Genomic DNA, 23011 nt, shown 5'->3' on the forward strand with positions numbered 1-23011 from the left:
ACGAGAACTAGAAGAACGAGAAGAACGACAGGATTTGCAGGAACAAGAAGAAGGGCGAGATTTAAAAGAAGGACAAGATTTGCAAGATCAAGCTGAACGACAAGAACAACAAGAACTGGAGCTGCGGGAGGCCAAGCAATTTTTCAGTTATCATTTGCTGGAATGGTATCAAGGGCAGAAACGCGATTTGCCATGGCGCAGGCACCGTAATCCTTATTATATTTGGATTTCTGAAATTATGCTGCAGCAGACAAGGGTAGACACGGTGATCCCTTATTTTAATCGTTTTATAGAACGATTTCCGACGGTGGAGTCTCTCGCTGACGCGCCTGAGGAGGATGTACTTAAGTGTTGGGAAGGTTTAGGGTATTATTCCCGTGCGCGTAATATACAACATGCAGCCAAGCAGGTGAAGGAGCTTTATGGTGGGCAAGTGCCGAACGACCGTGAGGCGGTATTCAGCTTAAAGGGAGTGGGTCCTTACACAGCAGGGGCCATCCTCAGTATCGCGTTTAACAGACCAGAACCTGCGGTGGACGGTAATGTGATGCGGGTGTTGTCCCGATACTTCCTCATCGAGGATGATATCGCTAAGGGACCCACCCGCGTGAAAATGGAGCGACTGGCGGCTGAGCTGATCCCGGAGGGAGAAGCTGCATCTTTTAATCAGGCGCTCATGGAGCTCGGGGCGCTCGTATGCACCCCGAAATCACCGAGCTGCTTAACCTGCCCGGTGATGGAGCATTGCGCCGCGCGGCTGGCGGGCTGCGAGACTTCGCTGCCCGTCAAGACCAAGGCGAAGCCGCCGCGCCCAGAGGAGCGGCTGGCGGCCTTAATCGAGGGCCGCGGTGCCCACGCGGGCCAAGTGCTCATCCGGCAGCGGCCACAAAGCGGGCTGTTAGCCCGCATGTGGGAGCTGCCGCACTGGCAGGCGCCGCCAGCGGAAGGCGGCGCCAAGAGCGCGCGGCTGCCGGAGGCCGCGGCGCTGGACCGGCTGCGCCGGTCACTGCGGCAGGCCGGGATCTCTGCCCGGCCTGAGGAGCACTGGATGGCTGCTGAGCATATCTTCAGCCATATTGTGTGGACCCTGCAGGTATATCGCTGCAGGGAAGAGGACGCCCTTCCGCTGTCAATGGCGGCAGAAGGACGGGCGGTGTACAACGCGGATACGGGGCTGTTCCCAGAGGTGGACAGCAGCAATCCCATTGAGAGATTTGAGGACGGTACCGCTAGTCCAGAGGATAGCGGAGCTGTTCGCTGGATCACCCGTGAGGACATGGCCAATTATGCCTTTCCAATGTCTTCTTGAAGCTGCTGAACCTTTATTTCGATGAACAGGAAGAACAAGCAAAGTCAGAGAAGTAAGAGAAGTGTGAGATATATGAGTAGTAGCAGATATATGAGAAGTACCAGATGTAAAGTATGCTTAAGTAGATGAAGTAATGAAATATATCCGAAATATCTGGAGTAAGAAATGTGTTGAATGCGATGATGTGTTGAGTGTGTTGAGTGTGTTGAATTACTAAATTTATTGAATGTTAAGTAAATTAAATGTATGGGTTGTGTGAAGAGAGAGTGAGGTATGCGCCTCTGATCGCTTACTTCACTCCCGCGGCTTAATTATAGGGAATTCCTCCACTAGCCTTGCAAAAAAGCTGACATCAGCGCGTCAAAATAAATAAGGGATATTTTTACAGTTATCTTTTATCGAAGAAGAGAAAAAACAGTAACAGTCAAATACACATAGACAAATCACCATTTTTTTCAAATATATACTTCAATTGTATTTAGATCTGTTCAAGTATCTTTTTCAGCGCTTTTTCTTGATGGGATGAATACGAGGCCGCCCACTCTTTTTCTTCTTTTGACGTCCTTTCGAACTTCGGGCGGGTTGCCTGCTTAAAGCCACAAGAAATTTTTCCCAGCTCTCCATCACGTAAATGCGAACTAACTTTAGCACTTCCCATGTACTTTTTGTTGTTTTCGTTTGCAACTTTACTAGGATGCATAGGCCGTAGGCCAAAAGTGTCATGTAGATTTGGTTCCATACAGCATCGGGTTTGTAACTGTATAACTTAGCTAGATGAAGGTGCTGCTTCATCCATTTGAAGAAAAGCTCGATCATCCAGCGATCTCGGTACAAGTTTGCGATTTCTCGTGCCGAGATCTCCCACCTTGTTGTAACCACGCGATAGAGTCGGCCTTTATCATCTTTGAATTCAACCAATCGCAGTGTTACTTTTTGATCAGGCTCCTTAGGAACCACCATTTCGACATCGGCGTCTCGTAAAAGACCGTAGTCTTCTTCTAGAATAGGCCGTTCATGGATAACTTTCGTCTTGCTATTTGTCTGTATTCGCGCAACAAAACGAATTTCTGCTTCTGCCCATTTCTTGAAAAAAGCATAGTTAATGTATCCACGATCCATCACATAGGTTGTGTTTTTATCTGTGAGAAGTTCGATCGTCACTTCCGAGTCAGCTACAGCTCCCGTCGATAAAATAACTTTGCTTGGATAAGCCATATCCGGAAAATCTGCGCAGAGGTAGGTATGCATTTTTACGCTATTTTGCTTTTTACTGCAGTAGGCCCACTGACCGTGAAAGTTAGGTAAAGAGATGGTGGTGGAGTCGATGATCGTTAGCTTTTTTAAATCTCGCACTTGTACATGGGATGATTCTCGCAAAGTCTGTGCAATACGTCGATTGATTTCTTGAAAAGCGTACTGAAGCAGAAACGTAGGTAATTCGTTCAATTTACGTGAGAAACGGGAGGCGCTAATTGATGTTGTTCCTACTAGAGCCTGCAAATTTTCATTAGAACGTAAATGCTCTTCTATGGCAATAGGCTCTTCACGCCGAGCTAATTGAGCTTCGATGAAAAGAAAAATTGCGCCGCGAACGGTAAGCTTTTGAGCCCGATAATCTAAGATGTCACAGAGTGTTTCTGGTAAATCTAACAATTGAAGACATTGACTAATAACGGTTTGGTCTGGTACGATACCCATGCGAATTCTCCTTTTGATGAGGAAATGGGTAACCTGCCTATTCCTTAACATTAGGGGATTTTTTTATGGACTACCAGAGAAAAGACACCATTATATTCATAATATGGTAATTATTTCATCCATTTTTCTCATGTCAGGTTTGATGCAAGGCTAGTGGAATTCCTCCCTAAAATTAGGGCCGAAAGGGCCTGGATTTGATGTTTTTAGGGAAAACTCCCTATAATTTGGGTCGATACCTGAATTATGCTCCGGAATGGATGATTTAGAGGGAGTTTTTCCCTAATTACTCGTATTTATAGTGTATATGAGCAGAATTAGAGGGAGCTATTCCCTTATCAGAGGCACGATGACTCATTCGCGGGTCTGTCCAACAGCGGTACGACAAAGGGTGGGCCGGTCCTCATTCATTGATCCGCATCCAATTCTCATTTTTCGATCCTCGTCCAACCATTACTAAATGAATCATATGTTCCAAGAACCAAGAACCAAGAACCAAGAACCAAGAACCAAGAACCAAGAACCAAGAACCAAGAACCAAGAACCAAGAACCAAGTCCAGTCTATCGCCAACCATTCAAGCGACGTAAAAATGCGGTGTCTGAGGATAATGACCTACTCTGTTTGTTTTAAACGAACCCTGTTTCTAGCGAATGCTGTTTCAAACGAACTATCTTTCAAACGAACCACGTTGTTAACCAACCACACTCCTAACTAAACAAAAGAAGGTATCTCCTAGCCCATAGGGCTAGGAGATACCTTCTTTGTTTATGCTTAGTTAAACGGTGAAGTTACAGCCTATTGAGCTATGACTTTATCCGTAATATAATTCCTTATTTCGCGCTTTCGTAACGTTTGCCAACTTCTTCCCAGTTCACTACGTTCCAGAACGCTTTGATGTAATCAGGGCGTTTGTTTTGGTAGTTCAGGTAGTAAGCGTGCTCCCATACATCAAGTCCGAGGATTGGAGTAGCGCCTTCGCTGATTGGGTTGTCTTGGTTAGGTGTGCTTGTTACAGCCAGTTTGCCATCTTTAACAACTAGCCAAGCCCAGCCACTGCCGAAACGAGTAGTTGCTGCTGCTGCGAAATCTTCTTTGAATTTATCAAATCCGCCTAGCTCGCTATCAATAGCTTCTGCCAATGCGCCAGTTGGTGCGCCGCCGCCGTTTGGTCCGATAACTTCCCAGAACAGGGTATGGTTAGCGTGTCCACCACCATTGTTGCGAACAGCAGTACGGATAGCTTCTGGTACAGCGTTCAGATCTGTAAGAAGTTCTTCGATGCTTTTGCCTTGCAATTCAGGTGCCTTTTCCAAAGCTACGTTCAGATTAGTCACGTATGTGTTATGGTGTCTGTCATGGTGAATTTCCATCGTTAATGCGTCGATGTGTGGTTCGAGTGCGTTGTTTGCATAAGGAAGTGCCGGTAATTGAAATGCCATGGAAAAATCCCTCCTGAGTATATTAGAATTTGTATAGATAAAGAACTCTGGCGGTTTATCGTCAAAATTCTTTATTGTTGATATGTACTATAGGGTATCGCCCAATAGGATACTTTAATTAAACAGTATCTAGACCAATAATGCAACACTAAACAAACACAAATGTTTATAAAGTATGATGGGAGTGTAAACAGGATTTACAATTGTATTGAAAATGTTAAAATGTAGAGCCTTCACCCCATAGACATATATCATTATAATTACCCTTATAATGAAACAATGAATCTCACTCAAAATGTAAACGCTTGATATTAAGCGCTTTCAAAAGAAAAGTGATGATATCACGAGAAAAGTGTGCTTTAATAGATTTAAAAGCAGGTATTCCTCGGTATTTGATGCTTTTTTTTTATTTTCTCAATGTTAAGGGAACCCCTTCTTTTTGTTAAATTCATAAGCCATAGACAAGGGAGATTTTAAAGAATGCACGTTCGTTCCTTTCAATTAAGCGACGTTAGCCCTGTGACTGATTTGCTGCAAACCGCATTATCGGAAGAATGTTTCGAGAACACTATCGAGCCTTTCTCCAGGCAGCTTTCATGGGATTCAGATCTCATTGTAGTTGCGGAAGATGAAGATGAAATTGTTGGAGCACTGATTGGTACGATTGAGAAAAACCACGGTTGTTATTTCCGGATTGCTGTACATCCCGATTATCGCCGCAGAGGAGTCGGTAGAAGTCTGGTATCGGCTATGGAATCCAGGTTTCAAGCTCGTAAGGTCAGTGATATCTACGTTGCTGTCGATGAGCATAATTCTTTTGCTTTGCCATTATATGAAGCTATGGGATATAGCGAGAATCAAATTTTCAAATCGGTCCGGAAGCTGAGCATTGTTGGGTAATTTTGATCACCTAGCTGCGTAAGCGGAAGCATTTTCTAAATAAAGAACTATAGTTGACGATATAGTCTGTTTCATTCATACTCAAGCGTATTTTCCAGAAGTCCATTGCTAATGGCTGGGAGATATGCTTTTTTATTGTTATAATATCTGCAAGTATAGACTTCAATAATCGAGAATAAGAGGTGACATATTGAGTCAGGAGCCCCAAGTAGAGTATATGCGAAATCGGAAGCAAAGACATAGAACATCCAGATCAAAGAAAGGCTTTGGAGGTCGTTTAGCCGAGGAATTGAAGGATTGGTTGCTTACGGCGGTAGTTGTTTTTGCGGTGATGTCGGTTCTTAATATTTTTGTGTTCAATATATCAACGGTTAAAGGCCAGTCTATGCAGCCAACGCTTGTGGAAGGTGAGAGGCTCTTCATTAATAAGCTTTCATTGATGTTTGTAAACCCGAAACACGGGGATGTCATCATTCTTCATGATCCGAGCACTGGACCCAGTCAGAAGGAGTTTTTAGTGAAACGAGTCATTGGCATACCTGGAGACATCATAGAAGTAAAGGATCACCAGTTATATGTAAATGGAAAAATAGTGAATGAGCCCTATATAGATACCGAGATTGAAGACCCGGATTTTGCGGCGTTAACCGTGGAAAGCGGAAGCTATTTTGTCATGGGAGATAACCGGCATGCTTCAGCAAGCAAAGACAGTCGTTATTTCGGCTCCATCCCACAGGACATGATTGTAGGCAGGGCGGATTATATATGGTGGCCGCTGTCTAAACTGAAAGGATTATAAGAAAGTCATAGACGATAAGAAAAGGAGAAGGCGGAAATGAACAATACATTTCAGTCACCTTATGCTCCCCCGCCTTCCAAGTGGGCACAGCTCAAAGCTGAAATTAAGGAGGCTGCGTCGTCACTCGGTATTGATGATGTCGGGTTTACAACTGCAGAGCCTTTTTTATATTTGAAAAATATTCTGCAAGACCATAGAGACAAGGGCTATGACTCTGGTTTCGAGGAACCGGATCTGGATAAAAGGACGATTCCCGCACTGAGTTCTGGGGACAAGCCATTGTCTATTATTTCGATTGCTGTGGCCTATCCCTCTAAAATGGAGAACCCTCCGAAGTCTGAGCCAGGTGCACGTAGAGGCATTCTCGCCCGAGCATCATGGGGTAGGGATTATCATCATGTGCTAAGAGAAGCACTAGGACAGTTAGAAGAATTTATTCGTGAGCGCGTACCGGAGGCTGTGCTGGAAAGTATGGTGGACACCGGTGTACTGGTAGATAGAGCGGTAGCGGAAAGAGCAGGGATTGGCTTTAGCGCCAAAAACTGTTCCATCATTTCTCCTAAATGGGGGTCTTGGATTTATCTTGGGGAGATGGTCACGAACATTCCTTTTCCTCCGGACGAGGCTGTCGAGGAAGGGTGCGGGGAGTGTACCAAGTGTATTGATGCTTGTCCAACTGGAGCGTTGGTGGGTCCGGGGCAGCTTAATGCACAGGCTTGTATCTCTTATCTGACGCAGACCAAAGGATTTCTGAGTGAGGAATACATGACCAAGATTGGCAATCGTCTGTACGGCTGTGACACCTGCCAGATTGTATGTCCCAAGAATAGGGGGAAGAATTGGAATCATCGCCCTCAGATGCTTCCTGACCCTGAGATCGTGAAGCCGCTGCTATTGCCGATCCTTGATCTCAGTAATCGCGAATTTAAGGATAGATTCGGTAATAGCTCTGCTGCCTGGAGAGGGAAAAAGCCAATGCAGCGGAATGCGATCATCGCCCTGGGTAATTTCAAGGAAGCGGGTGCTGTGCCAAAGCTAACAGAAATTGTGCTGAAAGAGCCGCGGCCTGAGATGCGAGGCACTGCTGCTTGGGCACTGGGGCGCATCGGTAGTGAGGAGGCTCTAGCTGCCGTAGAATCAGCTTTAGAGCGCGAGGAGCATGACATGGTAAGGCAAATGCTGAGCCGGGCGCAGGACGTACTGCTTAGTGGGAAGAAGGCACAAGAGGATGGGGGACTTAATGAAGGGAAAAGATCATAGACAGGTTGTATATTCCCAATTGCTGTCCAGTTCTCGAAATGCTATGATAGATTCGCGCGCCATATGGCGATGCAGACAATAGAGTGTAGAGGTGGGCTTTAGATGAATATCGCATTACCTATTATTACATTGGTCGTAGGTCTTATCGGTGGATTTTTCATCGGTGTGTATTATCTACGCAGACAAATGACAACTATGCAGAATGATCCTGAAATGATGCAAAAGGTTGCAAAACAAATGGGCTATAACCTGAATGGGAAACAAATGCAGCGTGCCCAGCAAATGATGAAGACTCAGGGACAGGCAGGCGCCCGCCCAGGAGCAGCTAAAGGGAATAAACGTAGAAGTAAGTAACCGGGTCCGGATAGAATGTATACGGGTGCGGAAGGGGGAGACATCATGGGGAACATCAAGGAATATGTGAACGGTAAAGTTTCTGAGAACCGTGAGCAAATCGAGTATCACGTTGAGAAAATATTAGAATTAATCGGTGAAGATACCGGCCGTGAGGGACTGCTGGAAACACCAGCACGTGTTACGCGGATGTACGAGGAGATATTCGGCGGTTATTCGATAGATCCCCGCGAGGCGCTCGGCGTTACTTTTGATGAGTCTCATGAAGAGCTAGTGATCGTTAAGGATATCGTCTATTACAGCCAATGTGAGCATCACATGGCTCCTTTCTTCGGTAAAGTGCATATTGGGTATATTCCGAGCGGACGTATTGCTGGGCTAAGCAAGCTAGCTCGCCTTGTTGAAGCTGTGAGTCGGCGTTTGCAGGTTCAAGAACGCATTACGACGCAAATTGCGGATATAATGACAGAGGTGTTAGGCCCTCACGGCGTTATGGTCGTAGTGGAAGGTGAACATCTTTGTATGTGTGCACGTGGAGTGAAGAAGCCAGGCAGCAAGACGGTAACCATGTCTACTAGAGGAGTCTTCCGGGAGAATGCCGCCGCTCGTGCGGAGTTTCTGAGCTTGATTAAGGAATAGTATATTGAGGTGTTTATACCTCGAAATTGGAAGGGCCCATCATTCACTTCATGTGAACGATGGGCCCTTTTGGGTCTACTGGAGATTATAAATGAGGGTTCCTGCTATATGCAGTTATATCAGTAGGGTTTCCATGCCAGTTTACTAGCAGCAGCATAACGCTCTGACACATATGGCCAGTTAACAACCTTCCACCAGTCGTTAATATAATCAGCGCGATTATTCTGATGCTTCAGGTAGTAGGCGTGTTCCCATACATCCAAGGCCAAGAGCGGGACAACGTCCCATTGCGATAAATTTTGATGTTTCTCTGCAGTAAGAATTTCTAGTCTATGGCTGCGTGGACTCCAAACGAGAATGGCCCATCCGCCACCTTCTACTTTATTCGCAGCTTCGGTGAACTGCTTCTTGAAGCTGTCATAGCTTCCGAAGCTTTGATCGATAGCTTCCAGCAACGCTCCGGTTGGGCGCCCCCCACCTTGAGGAGACATCACGTTCCAGAAGATCGTGTGGAGATAATGGCCTGCGCCATTAAAGGCTAGTTCCCTCTCCCAATGTTTAACGAGATCGAAGTCACCGTTCTTACGGGAATCGGCTAGTTTAACTTCAGCCTTGTTTAATCCATCTACATAACTTTGATGGTGCTTATCGTGATGAATTCTCATAGTCTTCTCGTCAATATACGGTTCTAGTGCATTATAAGCATAAGGCAAAGGAGGCAGCGTATGGCCGCCAATGGGAACCGGGTCATTTTTATCGCGGATATCAGGAGCATTATCAGTGGAAGAAGAGAATGTATCATTTCGCGTGATGTTTTCTGTGTCGATTCTTACGACATATTCCTCCGTATAATCCCTCATGATTTGCGATAGCTTTCCGGGCGAGCTCAGTGTTTGCAGTACGGCGAGGAAGTATTCCGATTCGCGAATAATATGCAGGATTACAGTGGTTGCAAGGGGAACGGCTTTGACCGCTGCGCTACTCTCCATGATGGCAAAGAGCTGCCGTACGAATTCTTGTGATTGAGTGCAGGAGATATGCAGCAGTTTCTCCGTTTCCGCAGTGAGTTCTGCCTGATTCGGAGGAGAAGGCGAAAGGGCAGCATTCAATAGCTGCTGTGCCGCCTGCTCAGTTGCACCGAAAACAACGGCCCATTCATCAAGGAGCTTAACATAAGGCTCCTCCAATTTAGGCACGATGGCTTTGATGACCTCGGTATGCTCTTTCTCTTGTGTCTTCCAAAATACGATTTCTTCTAGAATACGTACTGGCAGCATCGGCCCGTATACATATAGCATGCCAAGAAAACCTCCCGTGATATGTCTTCATCAGTCCATTATATGAACGCTCTTGTAAGCTTATGAAGAACATAAAAGAGATAACCTGGCTACTCGGGGTGCCCCTTGGGCTTCTGCTATCCTGGGGATGGAAACAGCCTCTTCGGGTATACTTCTTTCTGTCCCTGGAAGAGGCTGTTGGTTGGGTTATAGGTTACGTACGTTTCCGTCGTTGTAAATGGTTGAACCAGCTAACCCATCAGAGTGCAGAGGTGGAAATGGGTGCTTAGTTAATTACTTGCCATTGCTGGCTGATTACCATTATTGGTTTTGGCCAGATGAACATTCCCTAAAAAAGCGGAGACCCGTCGCAAATACTCACGGGGGTGCTCACGGAACAACAGCTCATGATGACTACCCTCAATGATCCATGAATCGGAGAACGGATTGTGCTGGTTCGCTGCTAGTTCTTCGGCAATAGGGTAAGGGGCTTTATCGTCTTTGGTACCATGCATGAATAAGATAGGGAAAGGATAGTCCTTGGATTTGACCTTTGCATAAGGAATTTGATCTAGTCCTGTACCGTTCAGTACTGGGAACAGCATTTCCATGATTGCCAGGGAAGGCTGGCGCGGCAGATCGATATTCTGCTTAATATTATGATACAGCGTGTCTGGTTCTAATAAAAAGGTGCTGTCCAGAATCATCGCGTCGATGTCCTCAGATACTAATCCAGCTTGCAGTGCTGTACCTGCACCCATGGAGAAGCCCCAAACGACGAGCTCCTCAGCTCCGTGTTCCTTAGCGAAATCAATGGCGCCAAGAAGCTGCTGGGATTCTTTTTTGCCACCGGTTGCAATATCTTTGTTACCATGGGCAGCAAATCCGTAATCAAACATCAGAACATTGAAATTTAGGCTGTGTGCATAGTGAGCGAGATCGTACATAGGTACCCAAGACTCTTCGCGGTTGGCACCGTAGCCGTGACTGAACACTATTGTCTTAGTGGCTCCTTCGACTGGAATATACCAACCGTCCATCATGCGACTACCATCCTTAGCGGGAAAGGTTACATCCTCGTAGGCAAGACCTTTGGCAATCATAGGATTGGAATACAGTGGAGCGACCGTTGGATTGGATAGTACCCAAGCGATGTAGCCATGAAGCGAGACAAAACAAAATACTAAAAAGAAAAATATTGATAATAGCAATGCAACGATAATATGCTTAACACGGATCATCCGCAGCGATAGTCGTGATGAACTGCCCTGTTTAGGTAGTTTAGGACGACGGGAGACTGACGTGCCGGTTTGGCTGGTTATCAGATCCATAAGGTCCCCTCCTAAGTATGATGTGAGTACTAGTGCCTAGGATAATTTGTCGAAAATGATTCTAAAGCATCAGTAATATTTTAATATGTTTATCGTAAGTTGAAGCCCTTACAAAGTCAATGAATTGGACCCTTTTGTAATGTAACTGTAAAGTGCGGGCCAGTCTTTTCCGTCTCAGTGAATATACTGGACTTTCCGTAGAGTTTTGCACTAAGATAGAGTTAATTATAATGTAACCGCGTTTCATTTGATGAAACACGAGGGGGGATTACTGTGGAGGACCGAAAGCTAACGGTACGCGCGGTAGAACGTGCGCTCGACATATTACTTTGTTTTACGCAGGACAGTGATTTAGGGTTGACGGAGATCGCATCGAAGATTGACTTACATAAGAGTACAGTCCACAGATTGCTGGCAACACTCGAGGAAAAGGGCTTTCTCATTCGCAATCCGGCGACAGAAAAATATAGGCTGGGTATACGAATCTGGGAGTTGTCCACGCATCTGCCTGCTTTTGACGAGTCGGCAGCGGTATTACTACCATCTATGGAAAGGCTAAGGGATCGACTCGGAGAGACGGTCAGTCTTTACTTACGGGACGGCATTGAGCGCGTGCGTATTCAGGCGGTACAGAGCCAGCAGGCCATTCGTCGAGTAGCACAGATCGGTGCGAGGTTGCCGTTATCTGTAGGTGCGTCGAGTAAAGTGCTGGCAGCCTATGCACCACCTGAGGTGTTGAGAGAACTGCTTCAGAGTCCTGAGTGGCCGGATTACGTTGAGAAGGATGTATACAAAGATCAGCTTAGTGAGATTATCCGGCTGGGGTATGCCACCAGTTTCGAGGAACGAGAGCCCGGTGCGGCCGCAGTAGCAGTGCCTGTCACGGGCCGTAGTGGAAATGTGATCGCGGCGTTATCACTGTCAGGGCCGGTCAGTCGGCTGTCTAGGGATACGTTAGTGGAGTACGCCGCAATCTTGAAGGAAGTAGCAAGTGAAATGGGCATGATGATTCCATAGCCCTATATGAGAAGAACGGCCAGTCTCCGGATGATCGGAGGCTGGCCGTTTTGCATCTAAAATATAATAAGACAAGGGAGTACCCTAGCCACTAATGGCTATAAGGCACTCCCTTGTACTTTCTCTTGTTAAATCTATTCTACCGACACAGCCGAAGAATCTGTTGCATCCGCCAGCATTTGACGAAGCACAGTTTGTAGAATACCACCATTACGATAGTAATCAATATCAACTGTGCTGTCGAGCCGTGCTGTGACAGGGAAATCGAACTGAGTACCGTCTTCGCGAGTTGCGGTGACAGTGAGCTCTTGTCCTGGTAGCACCTCGTTATCAAGTCCAGTAATATTGAAGGTCTCACGTCCAGTCAGCCCGATGCTGCTCCAGCCTTGGCCTTCTTGGAATTGCAGTGGAAGCACGCCCATACCGACTAGATTGCTGCGGTGAATCCGCTCAAAGCTCTCAGCGATAACGGCTTTGACACCAAGCAGAAGCGTACCCTTGGCCGCCCAGTCACGCGAGCTTCCTGTGCCGTATTCTTTACCGGCGATAACGACGAGATTCTGTCCAGCGTCCTGATACAGCATGGAAGCGTCATAGATGGACATGACTTCATCACTTGGCAGGAAGGTTGTAACTCCGCCTTCTGTACCTGGAGCTACTGCATTACGAATCCGAATATTAGCGAATGTACCACGCATCATGACTTCATGATTTCCGCGGCGTGAGCCGTAGGAGTTGAAATCTGCACGTTCTACACCATGATCGCGTAAATATTCGCCGGCAGGACCAGAGGTAGAGATATTACCTGCAGGTGAGATATGGTCGGTCGTTACGGAATCAGCAAGCAACGCCAGAACGCGTGCATCCTTGATATCCTTGATGTCTCCCAGACCGTCTGCCAGATGTTCGAAGAATGGCGGATTCTGGATATACGTGGAGTTGTCATCCCACTCATACAGCTCGCCTTGTGGAACAGGGATAGAATTCCAACGTTCATTAGCAGTGAATACATTCTCGTATTTACGACGGAACATCTCCGGACTAAGGGAGAGACCGATTGCTTCACGAATTTCAGCAGTAGTTGGCCAAATATCCTTCAGGAATACTGGCTCACCTTGTGGATCAAATCCAAGCGGTTCGTTCTGCAAGTCAATATTTACGGTACCAGCCAGTGCGTAAGCGACTACGAGCGGCGGGGAAGCTAGGTAGTTTGCTTTAACCTGAGCATGTACGCGACCCTCGAAGTTACGGTTACCGGAAATTACTGCGGCTACAGTTATGTCATTGTCAGTAATGGCTTGACTAACTTCTTCAGGTAGAGGACCGGAGTTGCCGATACAGGTAGCGCAGCCATAGCCAGCCAAGTAGAAGCCCAGAGCTTCGAGTGGCTTCAGCAAGTCTGCTTTTTCCAGATATTCAGTAACTACCAAAGATCCAGGAGTTAAGCTGCTCTTAACATAAGCAGGTTTGGTCAGACCGCGTTCTACGGCCTTTTTAGCCAGTAGACCTGCTCCAAGCATAACGCTAGGGTTAGAAGTATTCGTACAGCTCGTAATAGCTGCGATAACGACTGCACCTGTGCTGAGCTTGCTTGTGGTGCCATTCTTATGCTGCACATCAACCTCTTGGGCGATCTTCTCATCGCTGAGACCATAGCCGCCTTTGTCTACAGGTGTGCGGATAATGCTTTCGAAATTTTCTTTCATATGCGTAAGTTCGATCCGGTCTTGCGGACGTTTTGGTCCAGCTAAGCTTGGAACGACAGAAGCCAAGTCAAGCTCAATGACATCGCTGAACTCAGGGTCTGGCGTATTCGAAGTGCGGAACATGCCTTGTGCTTTGTAATAAGATTCAACGAGCTCTACCAGATCATCTGGACGACCTGTGCTGCGTAGATAAGCAAGTGTCTCTTCATCTACAGGGAAGAAACCGATAGTTGCTCCGTATTCTGGCGCCATGTTGGCAACTGTTGCCCGGTCAGCCAGACTGATGTTAGCAAGACCAGGACCGTAGAATTCGACGAATTTACCGACTACGCCCTTTTTACGTAACATTTGAGTCACTGTTAGTGCAAGATCGGTTGCCGTAGCACCCTCGATAAGACTGCCTGTAAGCTTGAATCCTACAACATCAGGAGTTACAAAATAGAGCGGTTGTCCGAGCATACCTGCTTCAGCTTCAATACCACCTACACCCCAACCAACGACACCAAGTCCATTGATCATCGTAGTGTGGGAGTCAGTTCCAACTAGGGAATCTGGATAAACGACAGTTTCGCCATCGATAGTTTTAGTAGTGGCTACGGAAGCTAAATACTCTAGATTTACCTGATGCACGATACCAGTAGCTGGAGGAACCGCACGGAAGTTATTGAAAGCTGTCTGTGCCCAGCGAAGGAAACGGTAACGTTCTTCGTTGCGCTCAAACTCCACGTTCATATTGTATTCCAAAGCGTCTGCAGTGCCGAAAGCATCGACCATAACAGAGTGGTCAATAACAAGGTCAACCGGAACGAGCGGGTTGATCTGTTTAGGATCTCCGCCAGCTTTCTTTACAGTATCACGCATAGCTGCCAGATCTACGACTACCGGAACACCAGTAAAGTCCTGAAGTACGATACGAGCAGGGATAAACGGAATTTCTTTATTGCGATCAATGTCGCCTGACCAGTCAGCCAATTGTTTCACATGTTCTTCTGTAATCGCCCGTCCGTCAAACTGACGAACAGCCGCCTCAAGTAATACTTTGATCGAAAAAGGCAGGGATGAAATAGAGCCCAATCCTTGTTCCTCAAGGGAATTAAGATCATAATAGCGATAAGATTTGCCACCTGATTCCAGGGTGCGGGCCAACGAGAAATGATCCTTGCTTGGCATGTGTGCGCCTCCTTGTTTCATCTATTGAAACTCAATTTCACATTGTATGTTATTTAATTATAACGGTTACAAAGAGGGTAGTAAAGTTTTTTTTCCTATATATAAAGCCCGAATAACGCCCGGATAATGCCCAGATAATGCGCAGAAAAATGATTTGCTGCCAGTCCATCGATACTGTATATCATTTCGAGTTACGCCCTTCTATGTAAATTGAAGCGATCTGTATAGCTGCCTGTTTCCTTTCATATACATAGAGCAGTAGTTAAAAGGGAATGAAGGGGTGCGAGTATAATGGAACAACAGTGGAAGCAAAGTCTATATGTTTATGTAGATCAAGTGAATAAGGCCAGGGTAGAACCTAAGTCCTCATCGCAAACAGTTTCCGTATCCGTTAAAGATCCACGCTTTCTGGTGGAGCAAGGGGAACGTTCACGCCGTATTGCTGAATGGTATAACGCTCGTGGGATAACTCCGCTGCGAGGGGAAACAGGTGTAAAGACTTTACGGACCGTCCGGCAGACTCCGACTGAGGTGGTAGCAGAGGTTACGCTGCATAGTGCACTCTATTATGAAAAAGGAGGCGTTAACCACCGCGAGGATAGGGTTGAGCTGGAGCGGTTGACCTTTGTGCGGGACGGAGGGGGCTGGGAAATCGCTGCAATAGAAAGAAGCATTCCAGAAAGAAATACGGTTCATAGAGCTGAGGTGGAGTTATCTGGCAGGTTGTCCAAATGGGGGGAAGCTTTGCCTGCTCCGCTGCCATCACAGCCCCTTCTAAACCGGAATATTCTTGGGGAGATTGATGGCTCCAGAGAGGTTCGCTACAACCGTGAAGAAGCGGTGGCTTATGCTGATCGTTGGTGGAAAGACGGTAATCCGGAGTTCGAAACGTTTGAGGTAGATTGTACGAATTATGTCTCCCAGTGCCTCTTTGCAGGGGGAGCGCCTATCAACTATACTGGTAAAAGAGAAACGGGCTGGTGGTACAAAGGCTACCAAGGAAAACAAGAATGGTGGAGCTATAGCTGGGCTGTATCAGACAGTCTGCAGCGCTATTTGAGTGTTAGCCGGAGCAGTGGCTTGCGTGCGGAAGTCATGGAGCGGCCGGAGCAATTGATGCTGGGCGATATCATTCAATATGATTGGGATGGTAACGGGCAATATCAGCACAGCACGATCGTCACAGCCTTTGATGCTGGTGGCATGCCGCTTGTGAATGCACGTACAGTTAGCAGTCGTCATCGCTTCTGGGACTATCGTGATTCCTACGCATGGACGGATCAAACGAAATACCGTTTTTTTCATATTAACGACTATTTATAAGACAGAAAGAGGTTATAAAGGTATGGGGAACGCAAAACTAACCGTAGGACTGGTGTACGGGGGCAAATCCGGAGAACATGAGGTATCGCTACAGACGGCTTTTGCCGTGATGAACTCATTTGATTACGATAAATATGAGATTATCCCTTTTTACATTTCAAAACAGGGTTTGTGGAAAGTCGGAGAGACGTTATCGGCACCTTACAGTGAGGTGGAGCAGCTCAAGCTTTCAGATGCAACGGAAGATATGGGCACAGCCTTGAATGTAGTATTTAGTGGACTATCCGGTGCGGAAAAATCTGTTGACGTCATGTTCCCGCTACTGCACGGCACCTATGGTGAGGACGGAACGATTCAAGGGTTGTTTGAAATGGCTAATATCCCTTACATTGGTGCTGGAGTTCTTGCCTCTTCGGCAGGTATGGATAAGGTTGTCATGAAGAAGCTGTTTGCTGATGCCGGTCTGGATCAGTGTGAATATTGTTATTTTAACATCAGCGCTTGGAAAAGAAAAAGTCATGAGTTGATTGTGGGTGTAGAGGATAAACTGGGGTATCCAGTATTCGTAAAGCCTGCTAATCTGGGCTCAAGTGTAGGTATTTCTAAGGCTTCTGATAAGGAAAGTCTTGTAAAAGCTATAGATTTTGCCTTCCGTTATGACACTAAAGTCATTATTGAGGAATTCGTGGATGCTCGTGAGGTAGAGGTCGGTGTGCTCGGAAATGATGAGCCAGAGGCCTCTGTTCCGGGTGAAATCGTTTCTTCTGGAGAATATTATGACTACGCAGCTAAATATACGGACGGCAAATCGCAAATGATGATTCCTGCGCCAGTAGATTCTGAAATTGCTGATCGTCTGCGGGAGTCCGCGATAACCGCTTTTAGAGCAATTGAGGGTAGCGGGATTACCCGGGCAGACTTCTTCCTGCGGAGATCGGATGGTAAAATTCTAATTAACGAAGTGAATACGATGCCTGGCTTCACTCCTTACAGCATGTATCCGCTATTGTGGCGTGAGACAGGTGTATCCTATAGAGCTCTGTTAGACCGTATGATTGAGTTAGCCTTAGAGCGCTATAATTTCAAACAAGGTCTTAAGTATGACAACGAGTAATTGAAGCTATTATCGGGATCATCCCGACTGGAAAGGAGTGAAGAATTATGGGTTTTCAAACAGAATTCAATTCCGTCTGCAAGTTCAAGAATGAACAAGAGCTGTACGAGCTGCTGGAGTATGGGCGTACCAAAATGGTGAAGCAGGGTTTCCGCGTGTATCCGACGGGTCAGAAGGTGATTGCTTACACACCTGAGAATGTAGCTGTAGCGATTGTCAAAATCTCAGCTTCAATTGCAGAGATTAATTTTCAAGGACATGAGGTTACAGCGGTAGAAATGGAACTGGTGCGTAAATTGAATGAAGAAGAGTCCAGAGTGCAAACTGCACTGGCTGAAGAAATGTTTTTTGGACCGCAGGGATGATTGTCCGCTTTGGATATGTAGCGATGTCCACCGTTATTAAAGACTGCTCCCCATCCAAGACCATGACGATGACCTCCTTCAAGAAGTTGGATGACCGTGAAGCGGCACTTCGGCGTCTGGAGAACATCTCTCGGATGAATCTGCATAATACGCTGCGACTGATGAAGCATAATATTGCTTCGGACATCTTGGTGTATCGTCTCACCTCCAAGTTGATTCCTCTAGCAACGCATCCTGATTTGCAGGACTGGAATCCGTTTGCCTCGCTCGCTGAGGAATTCGCGGAGGTGGGGCAATATGTGAAGAAGAATGGGATGCGGGTGTCCTTTCATCCAGATCACTTTACAGTGCTTAGTACACCCCGTCCTGAGGTGCTGGTGAGTTCTATACGGGATTTACAGAACCACACGGACATGCTGGATGCCATGGGACTTCCTGCAATGGCGAAGAACAATATTCATATTGGCGGAGCCTACGGGGACAAGCTGGTGGCAGCGAAGCGGTTCGAGAAGCATTTCCGCGAGTTGCCAGTAGCGCTGCAAGAGCGTATTACGCTGGAGAATGATGATAAGACCTTTACAGCCCCTGAGACACTAGCGGTCTGCCAGAGTGTAGGACTGCCGATGGTGCTGGATATTCACCACCAATGGGTGAATAATGAAGGAGAGCTCCCTTGGGAGCTGTGGCCTGATATTCAGCAGACATGGCGAAGCGCGCTTGCGCAGAAGGACGTCCCTTCGGGAGAACTTTTGCCACCTAAGATTCATGTATCCAGTCCGCGCAGTCCGTCTGATCCTCGCAGTCATGCAGATGGCGTGGAGCCTGCGCCGTTACTAGCCTTTTTAAAGCGTATTGCTGCAGATACCCCTGCTATCGATGTTATGATTGAGGCTAAACTAAAAGATGGTGCATTGTTTGGGTTGATGGAGGCTATGAAGGAGCTGGCTGAAGCTGGTAACGGAATCTCCGTATTAAATGGGGCAAGTGTGATTATCGAACCATAAACAATGAAAATAAGGGAATAGGCCAGAATTCGGGTCCTATCTTGACTTGATATGTAGCGTGAAATAGGGTACGTTGAATGAAACTTATTATGAATAATATTCAAGGGATCATATGAGAATTGGGTATCCTTATGGCGGAACTTTGGTAACGTTTTGGCGTATTGAACGGTATTGTGAATAGGATTGCTTTAAATTTCATGCCAATGGCGATTATGTTCAAGGAAGCGGAGTGAAGATATGAGTCCTTTAAAACCAGAGGGTAAGAAAGAACGTGAACCCTATGTTGTAACGAGCAAGGGACATACGGCGGTAGCCATTAATGCTGCTGCCAAAGCAGGAGAATGGATAAAGAGCAGACAGGGCCTGGTGAAGGAACTTAATACGAAAACATCAGCACAGGATCTGGTTACGGAAGTAGATAAAGGCGTTGAACAGATGATCCGCAGGTTGATCTTGACGCATTATCCAGACCATGCGATCCTCGGTGAGGAAGGCGTGTCTCCGGGAGCAGCAGCAGCAACCGCTGCACTGGAAGAAGCTCGTGAGCATGAATATCTGTGGATTGTAGATCCTGTAGATGGTACGACTAATTTTGTACACGGATTTCCTTTTTACTGTGTCTCCATTGCTTTAGTGATTCGTGGAGAATTAACGGTTGGTGTCATTTACGATCCGATTCGTGATGAAATGTTCGTCGCTGAAAAAGGTAAAGGAGCCTACATGCATGGTGTTCCAACCTCAGTCTCTACGGAGAACGTTTTTGGAGACAGTTTGATTGCTATGGGCTTTCCGCCAGATCGTGAATTTGCACAACCTGTGAATATGGCAGGACTGCAGAGCATTCTTCCACAGATTCGTGGTATTCGTGCAGGAGGTTCGGCTGCTCTACATTTGGCTTATGTGGCAGCAGGTCGGGTAGATGGATACTGGGAAGTAGGCTTAAGCCCTTGGGATTGTGCAGCCGGAGTGCTGCTTGTACTTGAATCAGGGGGCAGAATTACGGATACTCTTGGGCGTCCATACGATATTGGCACTCGTCATGTAGTAGCAAGTAATGGTCATATTCACGAATATTTGGTTTCGTCACTGAAGAATGCTGAAGCAACAGGATATAAGCTTTAGGGAGGACGACGCATCATGAGCGAGAAGGATGATCTGGAACGCAAGCTAAGTGAAATGTTGGTAGATGGCGAGATGGAACAGGGCGACCGTATAGCTAAAGAAATCCGTGAAATCTCTCCGAAGTATGAAATCCGTATCCAGACCACAATGGATCCTATTGTGGAGGAGACGCTGCGTTATCGTAAGATTGGACATGAACTAGACGATCGTTATGATAAATATCTGGAGCGTGCCGGGAAGAATTTGAAGCCGCAAGAGGATTCAGATAAAGAATAATACATTCGTTTCCAGCTGTGAAAAAAATAGTGATTTGCAGGGCGGCTTCCCGAATATGGGAGGCCGCTCTTTTGCGTTGCTATCAGGGATGGTAGAATGAGAATTAGAACATTTTGGGAGGGATACGATGCTAAGCAAGTGGAAAAGAATTTTAGCAGCTAGCACAAGCAGTATGCTTTTGTTATCTGTGCTGATTGGCGTAGGTGCCGGATCGGCAAATGCGGCTGACACGTCTGCAACACAAGACTTGGGTCAGGATGTCTTTCGCATCGTAGCTCTTGGCGATTCGATTACTGCTGGATACGAGCCAGGAATGAAGGATGTGAATACCAAGCCATACGGCTATGCGGAGCGACTGCTGGAGCAGGGTTGGTATCATGGCCGGAGCGAGCTTACCAATTATGGTATTCTAGGTCTGACCACTGCTGGATTACGTAATTACACAGGAGCCATCAAGGACGGCTCAGCGATTACAGCTGAAGGTATTCAGTCAGGTCTTCCAGATCCAAGGATAGACCAGTTCGTAAAGTTAACCCCGCAGATCGCATCAGAGTTAAAGGAAGCCGATCTGATTACGATTACAATTGGGGGGAATGATGTAAGCCGTCTTTTCTTACAGGTTAAGGAGTTGACGGATACAGATTTCGAATCTCAGCTGGAGCAGAAGCTAGCGGATTACAATATGAATGTGAAGGTAAGTCTTGAGAATCTTCGTGCGATAAATCCTCAAGCAACAATTATACTGGCTGACCAATATCAGCCTGCTCCTAAGATCGCTCTTGGTGCGATGTACACTAAATTGATGACCGCAGCAGCGAAATTTACGGATTCGGCAGATCGTGTGGCTGCAAGTATGAATCAAGAGGGAGCAAAGGTATTAGTAGCTCATGTTGCGGCAAAGTTTGCCGGCTCAGAGGGATCACTCACGCATATTATCGGGGCAGGACAAGCAGATTTTCACCCTACGCAGCTCGGATACGAGACCATTGCAAAAGTATTTGCTGAATTACAATGGGGGGAATACCGCATTCCCACTGTAGCTGCGATGGCTACGGACACTGTACCGATGTCGATTGTTGTAAAGGGCGTAGAGTTAAATACACCGAATAAGCCCATCCTTAGGAATGGTCAGAACTTCTTGGCGCTTAAAGATATCCTAAATGCCGTAGGAGCTAACGGAAAGTGGGATAATAAGACATCCAGTGCGACTATTGAATACGGTGGACGGACTGTTGTAATCACGATTGGAAGCAAATTTATTAAGGTTAATGGACAGAATGTAGCCATTGATACCCCTGCTTTTCTGCAAAAGGTAGGCAAAGAAGATAAAACTTATCTTCCCCTTGCCGCATTGGCGACCGGACTTGGATTCGATGTGAATTATAGTAGCAAACTGCGAACTGCTTTCATAAATCCATAAATCTACATACTATATCATAAGTACTTTAAATTAAGCCCGTAAGGCAAAGGTGGATGGAATATTGTCTAGTTCAAAATTTAGTGCTGAATATATCATCAATATGGATGATATTGTACGGGAAGGTCATCCCGTGCTTCGTACCGTAGCTGGGCCAGTAGAGCTTCCTTTACAGGAGGAGGATCGTGAGACTCTGCAATGTATGCTTCAGTTTCTGAAGAACAGTCAGGACCCGGAGATTTCCGAAGAATACAATTTACGCTCTGGCGTAGGTCTGTCAGCGAATCAAATCGGCCTTACGAAGCGTATGTTCGTGATGTATTCTATGGACGAAAGAGGGAGGATTGTAGAGCATGCTTGGGTTAACCCTAAGATCATCAGTCACTCACTAACCATGGTGTACTTACCGGAGAGCGAGGGGTGTCTGTCCGTTGATCGACCGGTGCATGGATTTGTACCAAGGTACGAATCTGTGAAGGTGAAGGGATATGATCTTGAGGGTAAGGAAGTGGTCCTTAAATTTAAGGGCTACCAAGCTATCATCATTCAGCATGAGATTGATCATCTCGATGGGATCATGTTCTACGACCGAATCAACAAGGAGAATCCATTCAAGCTTCCTCAGGGAGTGGAAATCCGTAACTTGTACGAATAAAAGAAAATCTCTGAATCATAAAGCGTGTGATCTTGCAGCATAAAGCTGAGGAACACATGCTTTTTTTTGCTATCTGCAAGATTGAATGATTTCAGTTATTTTACAAATTAATCCATGGGAGGTACCATATAGCTAATGGGTAAAAATTAATTTTAGGATCAGAAGGAGGCTTTTAAATGGGTTGGAGTAAAATGCCAATAAGAGGCGTGGTCAATGAATATAATGATGAGGTTAAGAAGATTGATGAGCAGATTTTATCATTGATTCAGGAACGTAAAGCTATAACAGGCAAAAAACGGTTTTCCCCCGAGAGTGAGCTCCTTGAGGAATGGTCAACTAGATTCGAGATGGACACTTCTCAGATTGTACAGTATATACACAGTCTGAATGAGGCTGTGCCCAGACGAAAATATTGGGAAGAGCCGGGCTTACTACTCGGTGTACTTCCGATTGTGAAGCGGACAGTCCTCGAAGATTGCGAGTATACACTTACACATGCTATGCAGTATGAAACGCTCAGTATAGTTACTGTGGAGATCAAGTATTTAAAGGAAACGGTGGAGCGCGTTCATCTTAGACCCGCTCTAACATTGGAAATTATAAGTGAGGCAGCCTATGAAATCCAGTCGCATGGAGGTCACGGAGGGGGCGCCCATACACAAATGCAGTTCTTGGTCTCGCCACCGCTGCCAACGGATCTGGATACGGTTCAATTTGCCTTAATACCCGGAGAAGACCGAATGTTTGGACCTGCAATGACGGAGATTATATTGGACAAGCAAATTGATTTTTGATTCAGCTTATTCAAAAAAACCTACCACCAAAAGTTTGGTGGTA

Annotated in this window: 20 protein-coding genes and 2 pseudogenes; 17 read left to right on the plus strand and 5 right to left on the minus strand. The window is 46.3% G+C overall.

Annotation, left to right across the window (positions count from 1 at the left end; all coding sequences use genetic code 11):
• The first annotated feature begins 115 nt into the window (after positions 1-115).
• Positions 116-1365, plus strand: a pseudogene (gene mutY / locus MHH52_RS02970) (A/G-specific adenine glycosylase).
• Positions 1366-1810: 445 nt separating this feature from the next.
• On the opposite strand, the gene MHH52_RS02975 reads toward mutY, so the two are convergent.
• The gene (locus MHH52_RS02975) at positions 1811-3007 is read right to left on the minus strand and encodes an IS4 family transposase (RefSeq protein ID WP_340006563.1); all 1197 of its coding nucleotides are present in this window, start codon (positions 3005-3007) and stop codon (positions 1811-1813) included.
• Positions 3008-3836: 829 nt separating this feature from the next.
• Positions 3837-4445, minus strand: a complete 609-nt coding sequence (locus MHH52_RS02980; RefSeq protein ID WP_313641219.1) for a superoxide dismutase — start codon at positions 4443-4445, stop codon at positions 3837-3839.
• A 480-nt stretch (positions 4446-4925) separates the two neighbouring features.
• Between MHH52_RS02980 and MHH52_RS02985 the strand changes: the two genes are divergently transcribed.
• The 5 genes and pseudogenes from MHH52_RS02985 (at position 4926) to folE (ending at position 8397) form a co-directional block, all read left to right on the plus strand.
• Positions 4926-5345: a GNAT family N-acetyltransferase gene (locus tag MHH52_RS02985; protein WP_340006565.1), complete on the plus strand. Its 420-nt coding sequence runs from the start codon at positions 4926-4928 to the stop codon at positions 5343-5345.
• Between the two features lie 190 nt (positions 5346-5535).
• Positions 5536-6144 (plus strand): signal peptidase I, encoded by a 609-nt coding sequence (gene lepB, locus MHH52_RS02990; protein WP_313641217.1) that lies wholly within the window; start codon positions 5536-5538, stop codon positions 6142-6144.
• 36 nt (positions 6145-6180) lie between these two features.
• A pseudogene (gene queG / locus MHH52_RS02995) lies at positions 6181-7371 on the plus strand (tRNA epoxyqueuosine(34) reductase QueG); the annotation flags it as partial.
• Between the two features lie 135 nt (positions 7372-7506).
• Positions 7507-7758, plus strand: a complete 252-nt coding sequence (locus tag MHH52_RS03000; protein ID WP_313641216.1) for a YneF family protein — start codon at positions 7507-7509, stop codon at positions 7756-7758.
• Between the two features lie 45 nt (positions 7759-7803).
• Entirely contained in the window at positions 7804-8397 is a 594-nt protein-coding gene (gene folE, locus MHH52_RS03005; RefSeq protein ID WP_313641215.1) for a GTP cyclohydrolase I FolE, read from the plus strand.
• Between the two features lie 119 nt (positions 8398-8516).
• On the opposite strand, the gene MHH52_RS03010 is transcribed toward folE, so the two are convergent.
• Positions 8517-9695 carry a Fe-Mn family superoxide dismutase gene (locus tag MHH52_RS03010; RefSeq protein ID WP_313641214.1) on the minus strand — a complete coding sequence of 393 codons (1179 nt, stop codon included), beginning with the start codon at positions 9693-9695 and terminating at the stop codon, positions 8517-8519.
• 62 nt (positions 9696-9757) lie between these two features.
• Here MHH52_RS03010 and MHH52_RS03015 point away from each other — a divergent pair, with 62 nt between their 5' ends.
• Positions 9758-9964 (plus strand): hypothetical protein, encoded by a 207-nt coding sequence (locus MHH52_RS03015; RefSeq protein ID WP_340006569.1) that lies wholly within the window; start codon positions 9758-9760, stop codon positions 9962-9964.
• On the opposite strand, the gene MHH52_RS03020 is transcribed toward MHH52_RS03015, so the two are convergent.
• Positions 9965-11005 (minus strand): alpha/beta fold hydrolase, encoded by a 1041-nt coding sequence (locus tag MHH52_RS03020; protein WP_313641211.1) that lies wholly within the window; start codon positions 11003-11005, stop codon positions 9965-9967. It abuts the gene before it with no gap.
• A gap of 273 nt (positions 11006-11278) precedes the next feature.
• Here MHH52_RS03020 and MHH52_RS03025 point away from each other — a divergent pair, with 273 nt between their 5' ends.
• A complete protein-coding gene (locus tag MHH52_RS03025) occupies positions 11279-12022 on the plus strand; it encodes an IclR family transcriptional regulator (protein ID WP_313641210.1) in 744 nt (247 codons plus the stop codon).
• Between the two features lie 134 nt (positions 12023-12156).
• On the opposite strand, the gene acnA is transcribed toward MHH52_RS03025, so the two are convergent.
• On the minus strand, positions 12157-14898 hold the full coding sequence (gene acnA / locus MHH52_RS03030; RefSeq protein ID WP_340006572.1) for an aconitate hydratase AcnA: 2742 nt from the start codon (positions 14896-14898) through the stop codon (positions 12157-12159).
• Between the two features lie 288 nt (positions 14899-15186).
• Between acnA and MHH52_RS03035 the strand changes: the two genes are divergently transcribed.
• The 9 genes from MHH52_RS03035 to MHH52_RS03075 all read left to right on the plus strand — a co-directional run bounded on the left by MHH52_RS03035 (position 15187) and on the right by MHH52_RS03075 (position 22968).
• Positions 15187-16221, plus strand: a complete 1035-nt coding sequence (locus tag MHH52_RS03035) for an amidase domain-containing protein (protein WP_340009473.1) — start codon at positions 15187-15189, stop codon at positions 16219-16221.
• Between the two features lie 22 nt (positions 16222-16243).
• Complete coding sequence (locus MHH52_RS03040) at positions 16244-17335, plus strand: D-alanine--D-alanine ligase (protein WP_340006574.1); 1092 nt, start codon at positions 16244-16246, stop codon at positions 17333-17335.
• A gap of 47 nt (positions 17336-17382) precedes the next feature.
• Positions 17383-17700, plus strand: a complete 318-nt coding sequence (locus MHH52_RS03045) for a hypothetical protein (RefSeq protein ID WP_340006576.1) — start codon at positions 17383-17385, stop codon at positions 17698-17700.
• Positions 17697-18704, plus strand: a complete 1008-nt coding sequence (uvsE, locus tag MHH52_RS03050) for a UV DNA damage repair endonuclease UvsE (RefSeq protein ID WP_340006577.1) — start codon at positions 17697-17699, stop codon at positions 18702-18704. Before MHH52_RS03045 ends, uvsE begins: the two co-directional genes overlap by 4 nt.
• Positions 18705-18941: 237 nt before the next feature.
• Entirely contained in the window at positions 18942-19826 is an 885-nt protein-coding gene (locus MHH52_RS03055; protein ID WP_340006579.1) for an inositol monophosphatase family protein, read from the plus strand.
• 15 nt (positions 19827-19841) lie between these two features.
• Positions 19842-20102: a hypothetical protein gene (locus MHH52_RS03060; RefSeq protein WP_313641204.1), complete on the plus strand. Its 261-nt coding sequence runs from the start codon at positions 19842-19844 to the stop codon at positions 20100-20102.
• 127 nt (positions 20103-20229) lie between these two features.
• Entirely contained in the window at positions 20230-21522 is a 1293-nt protein-coding gene (locus MHH52_RS03065) for a stalk domain-containing protein (protein ID WP_340006581.1), read from the plus strand.
• A 100-nt stretch (positions 21523-21622) separates the two neighbouring features.
• Positions 21623-22174, plus strand: coding sequence for a peptide deformylase (def, locus tag MHH52_RS03070; protein ID WP_340009475.1), 552 nt, complete (start codon positions 21623-21625; stop codon positions 22172-22174).
• A 176-nt stretch (positions 22175-22350) separates the two neighbouring features.
• The gene (locus MHH52_RS03075) at positions 22351-22968 is read left to right on the plus strand and encodes a hypothetical protein (protein WP_340006582.1); all 618 of its coding nucleotides are present in this window, start codon (positions 22351-22353) and stop codon (positions 22966-22968) included.
• Positions 22969-23011 lie beyond the last annotated feature (43 nt).

This window comes from Paenibacillus sp. FSL K6-0276, assembly GCF_037977235.1.
GTDB lineage: Bacteria > Bacillota > Bacilli > Paenibacillales > Paenibacillaceae > Paenibacillus_AQ.

Coding starts and splice junctions, on each gene's coding strand:
- MHH52_RS03060 (WP_313641204.1), top strand. CDS start 19,842: ATGAGCGAGAAGGATGATCTGGAACGCAAGCTAAGTGAAATGTTGGTA.
- MHH52_RS03055 (WP_340006579.1), top strand. CDS start 18,942: ATGAGTCCTTTAAAACCAGAGGGTAAGAAAGAACGTGAACCCTATGTT.
- MHH52_RS02975 (WP_340006563.1), bottom strand. CDS start 3,007: ATGGGTATCGTACCAGACCAAACCGTTATTAGTCAATGTCTTCAATTG.
- MHH52_RS03015 (WP_340006569.1), top strand. CDS start 9,758: ATGAAGAACATAAAAGAGATAACCTGGCTACTCGGGGTGCCCCTTGGG.
- uvsE (WP_340006577.1), top strand. CDS start 17,697: ATGATTGTCCGCTTTGGATATGTAGCGATGTCCACCGTTATTAAAGAC.
- MHH52_RS03045 (WP_340006576.1), top strand. CDS start 17,383: ATGGGTTTTCAAACAGAATTCAATTCCGTCTGCAAGTTCAAGAATGAA.
- MHH52_RS03075 (WP_340006582.1), top strand. CDS start 22,351: ATGGGTTGGAGTAAAATGCCAATAAGAGGCGTGGTCAATGAATATAAT.
- MHH52_RS03040 (WP_340006574.1), top strand. CDS start 16,244: ATGGGGAACGCAAAACTAACCGTAGGACTGGTGTACGGGGGCAAATCC.
- MHH52_RS02980 (WP_313641219.1), bottom strand. CDS start 4,445: ATGGCATTTCAATTACCGGCACTTCCTTATGCAAACAACGCACTCGAA.
- acnA (WP_340006572.1), bottom strand. CDS start 14,898: ATGCCAAGCAAGGATCATTTCTCGTTGGCCCGCACCCTGGAATCAGGT.
- def (WP_340009475.1), top strand. CDS start 21,623: ATGGATGATATTGTACGGGAAGGTCATCCCGTGCTTCGTACCGTAGCT.
- MHH52_RS03000 (WP_313641216.1), top strand. CDS start 7,507: ATGAATATCGCATTACCTATTATTACATTGGTCGTAGGTCTTATCGGT.
- MHH52_RS02985 (WP_340006565.1), top strand. CDS start 4,926: ATGCACGTTCGTTCCTTTCAATTAAGCGACGTTAGCCCTGTGACTGAT.
- MHH52_RS03020 (WP_313641211.1), bottom strand. CDS start 11,005: ATGGATCTGATAACCAGCCAAACCGGCACGTCAGTCTCCCGTCGTCCT.
- MHH52_RS03065 (WP_340006581.1), top strand. CDS start 20,230: ATGCTAAGCAAGTGGAAAAGAATTTTAGCAGCTAGCACAAGCAGTATG.
- MHH52_RS03010 (WP_313641214.1), bottom strand. CDS start 9,695: ATGCTATATGTATACGGGCCGATGCTGCCAGTACGTATTCTAGAAGAA.
- folE (WP_313641215.1), top strand. CDS start 7,804: ATGGGGAACATCAAGGAATATGTGAACGGTAAAGTTTCTGAGAACCGT.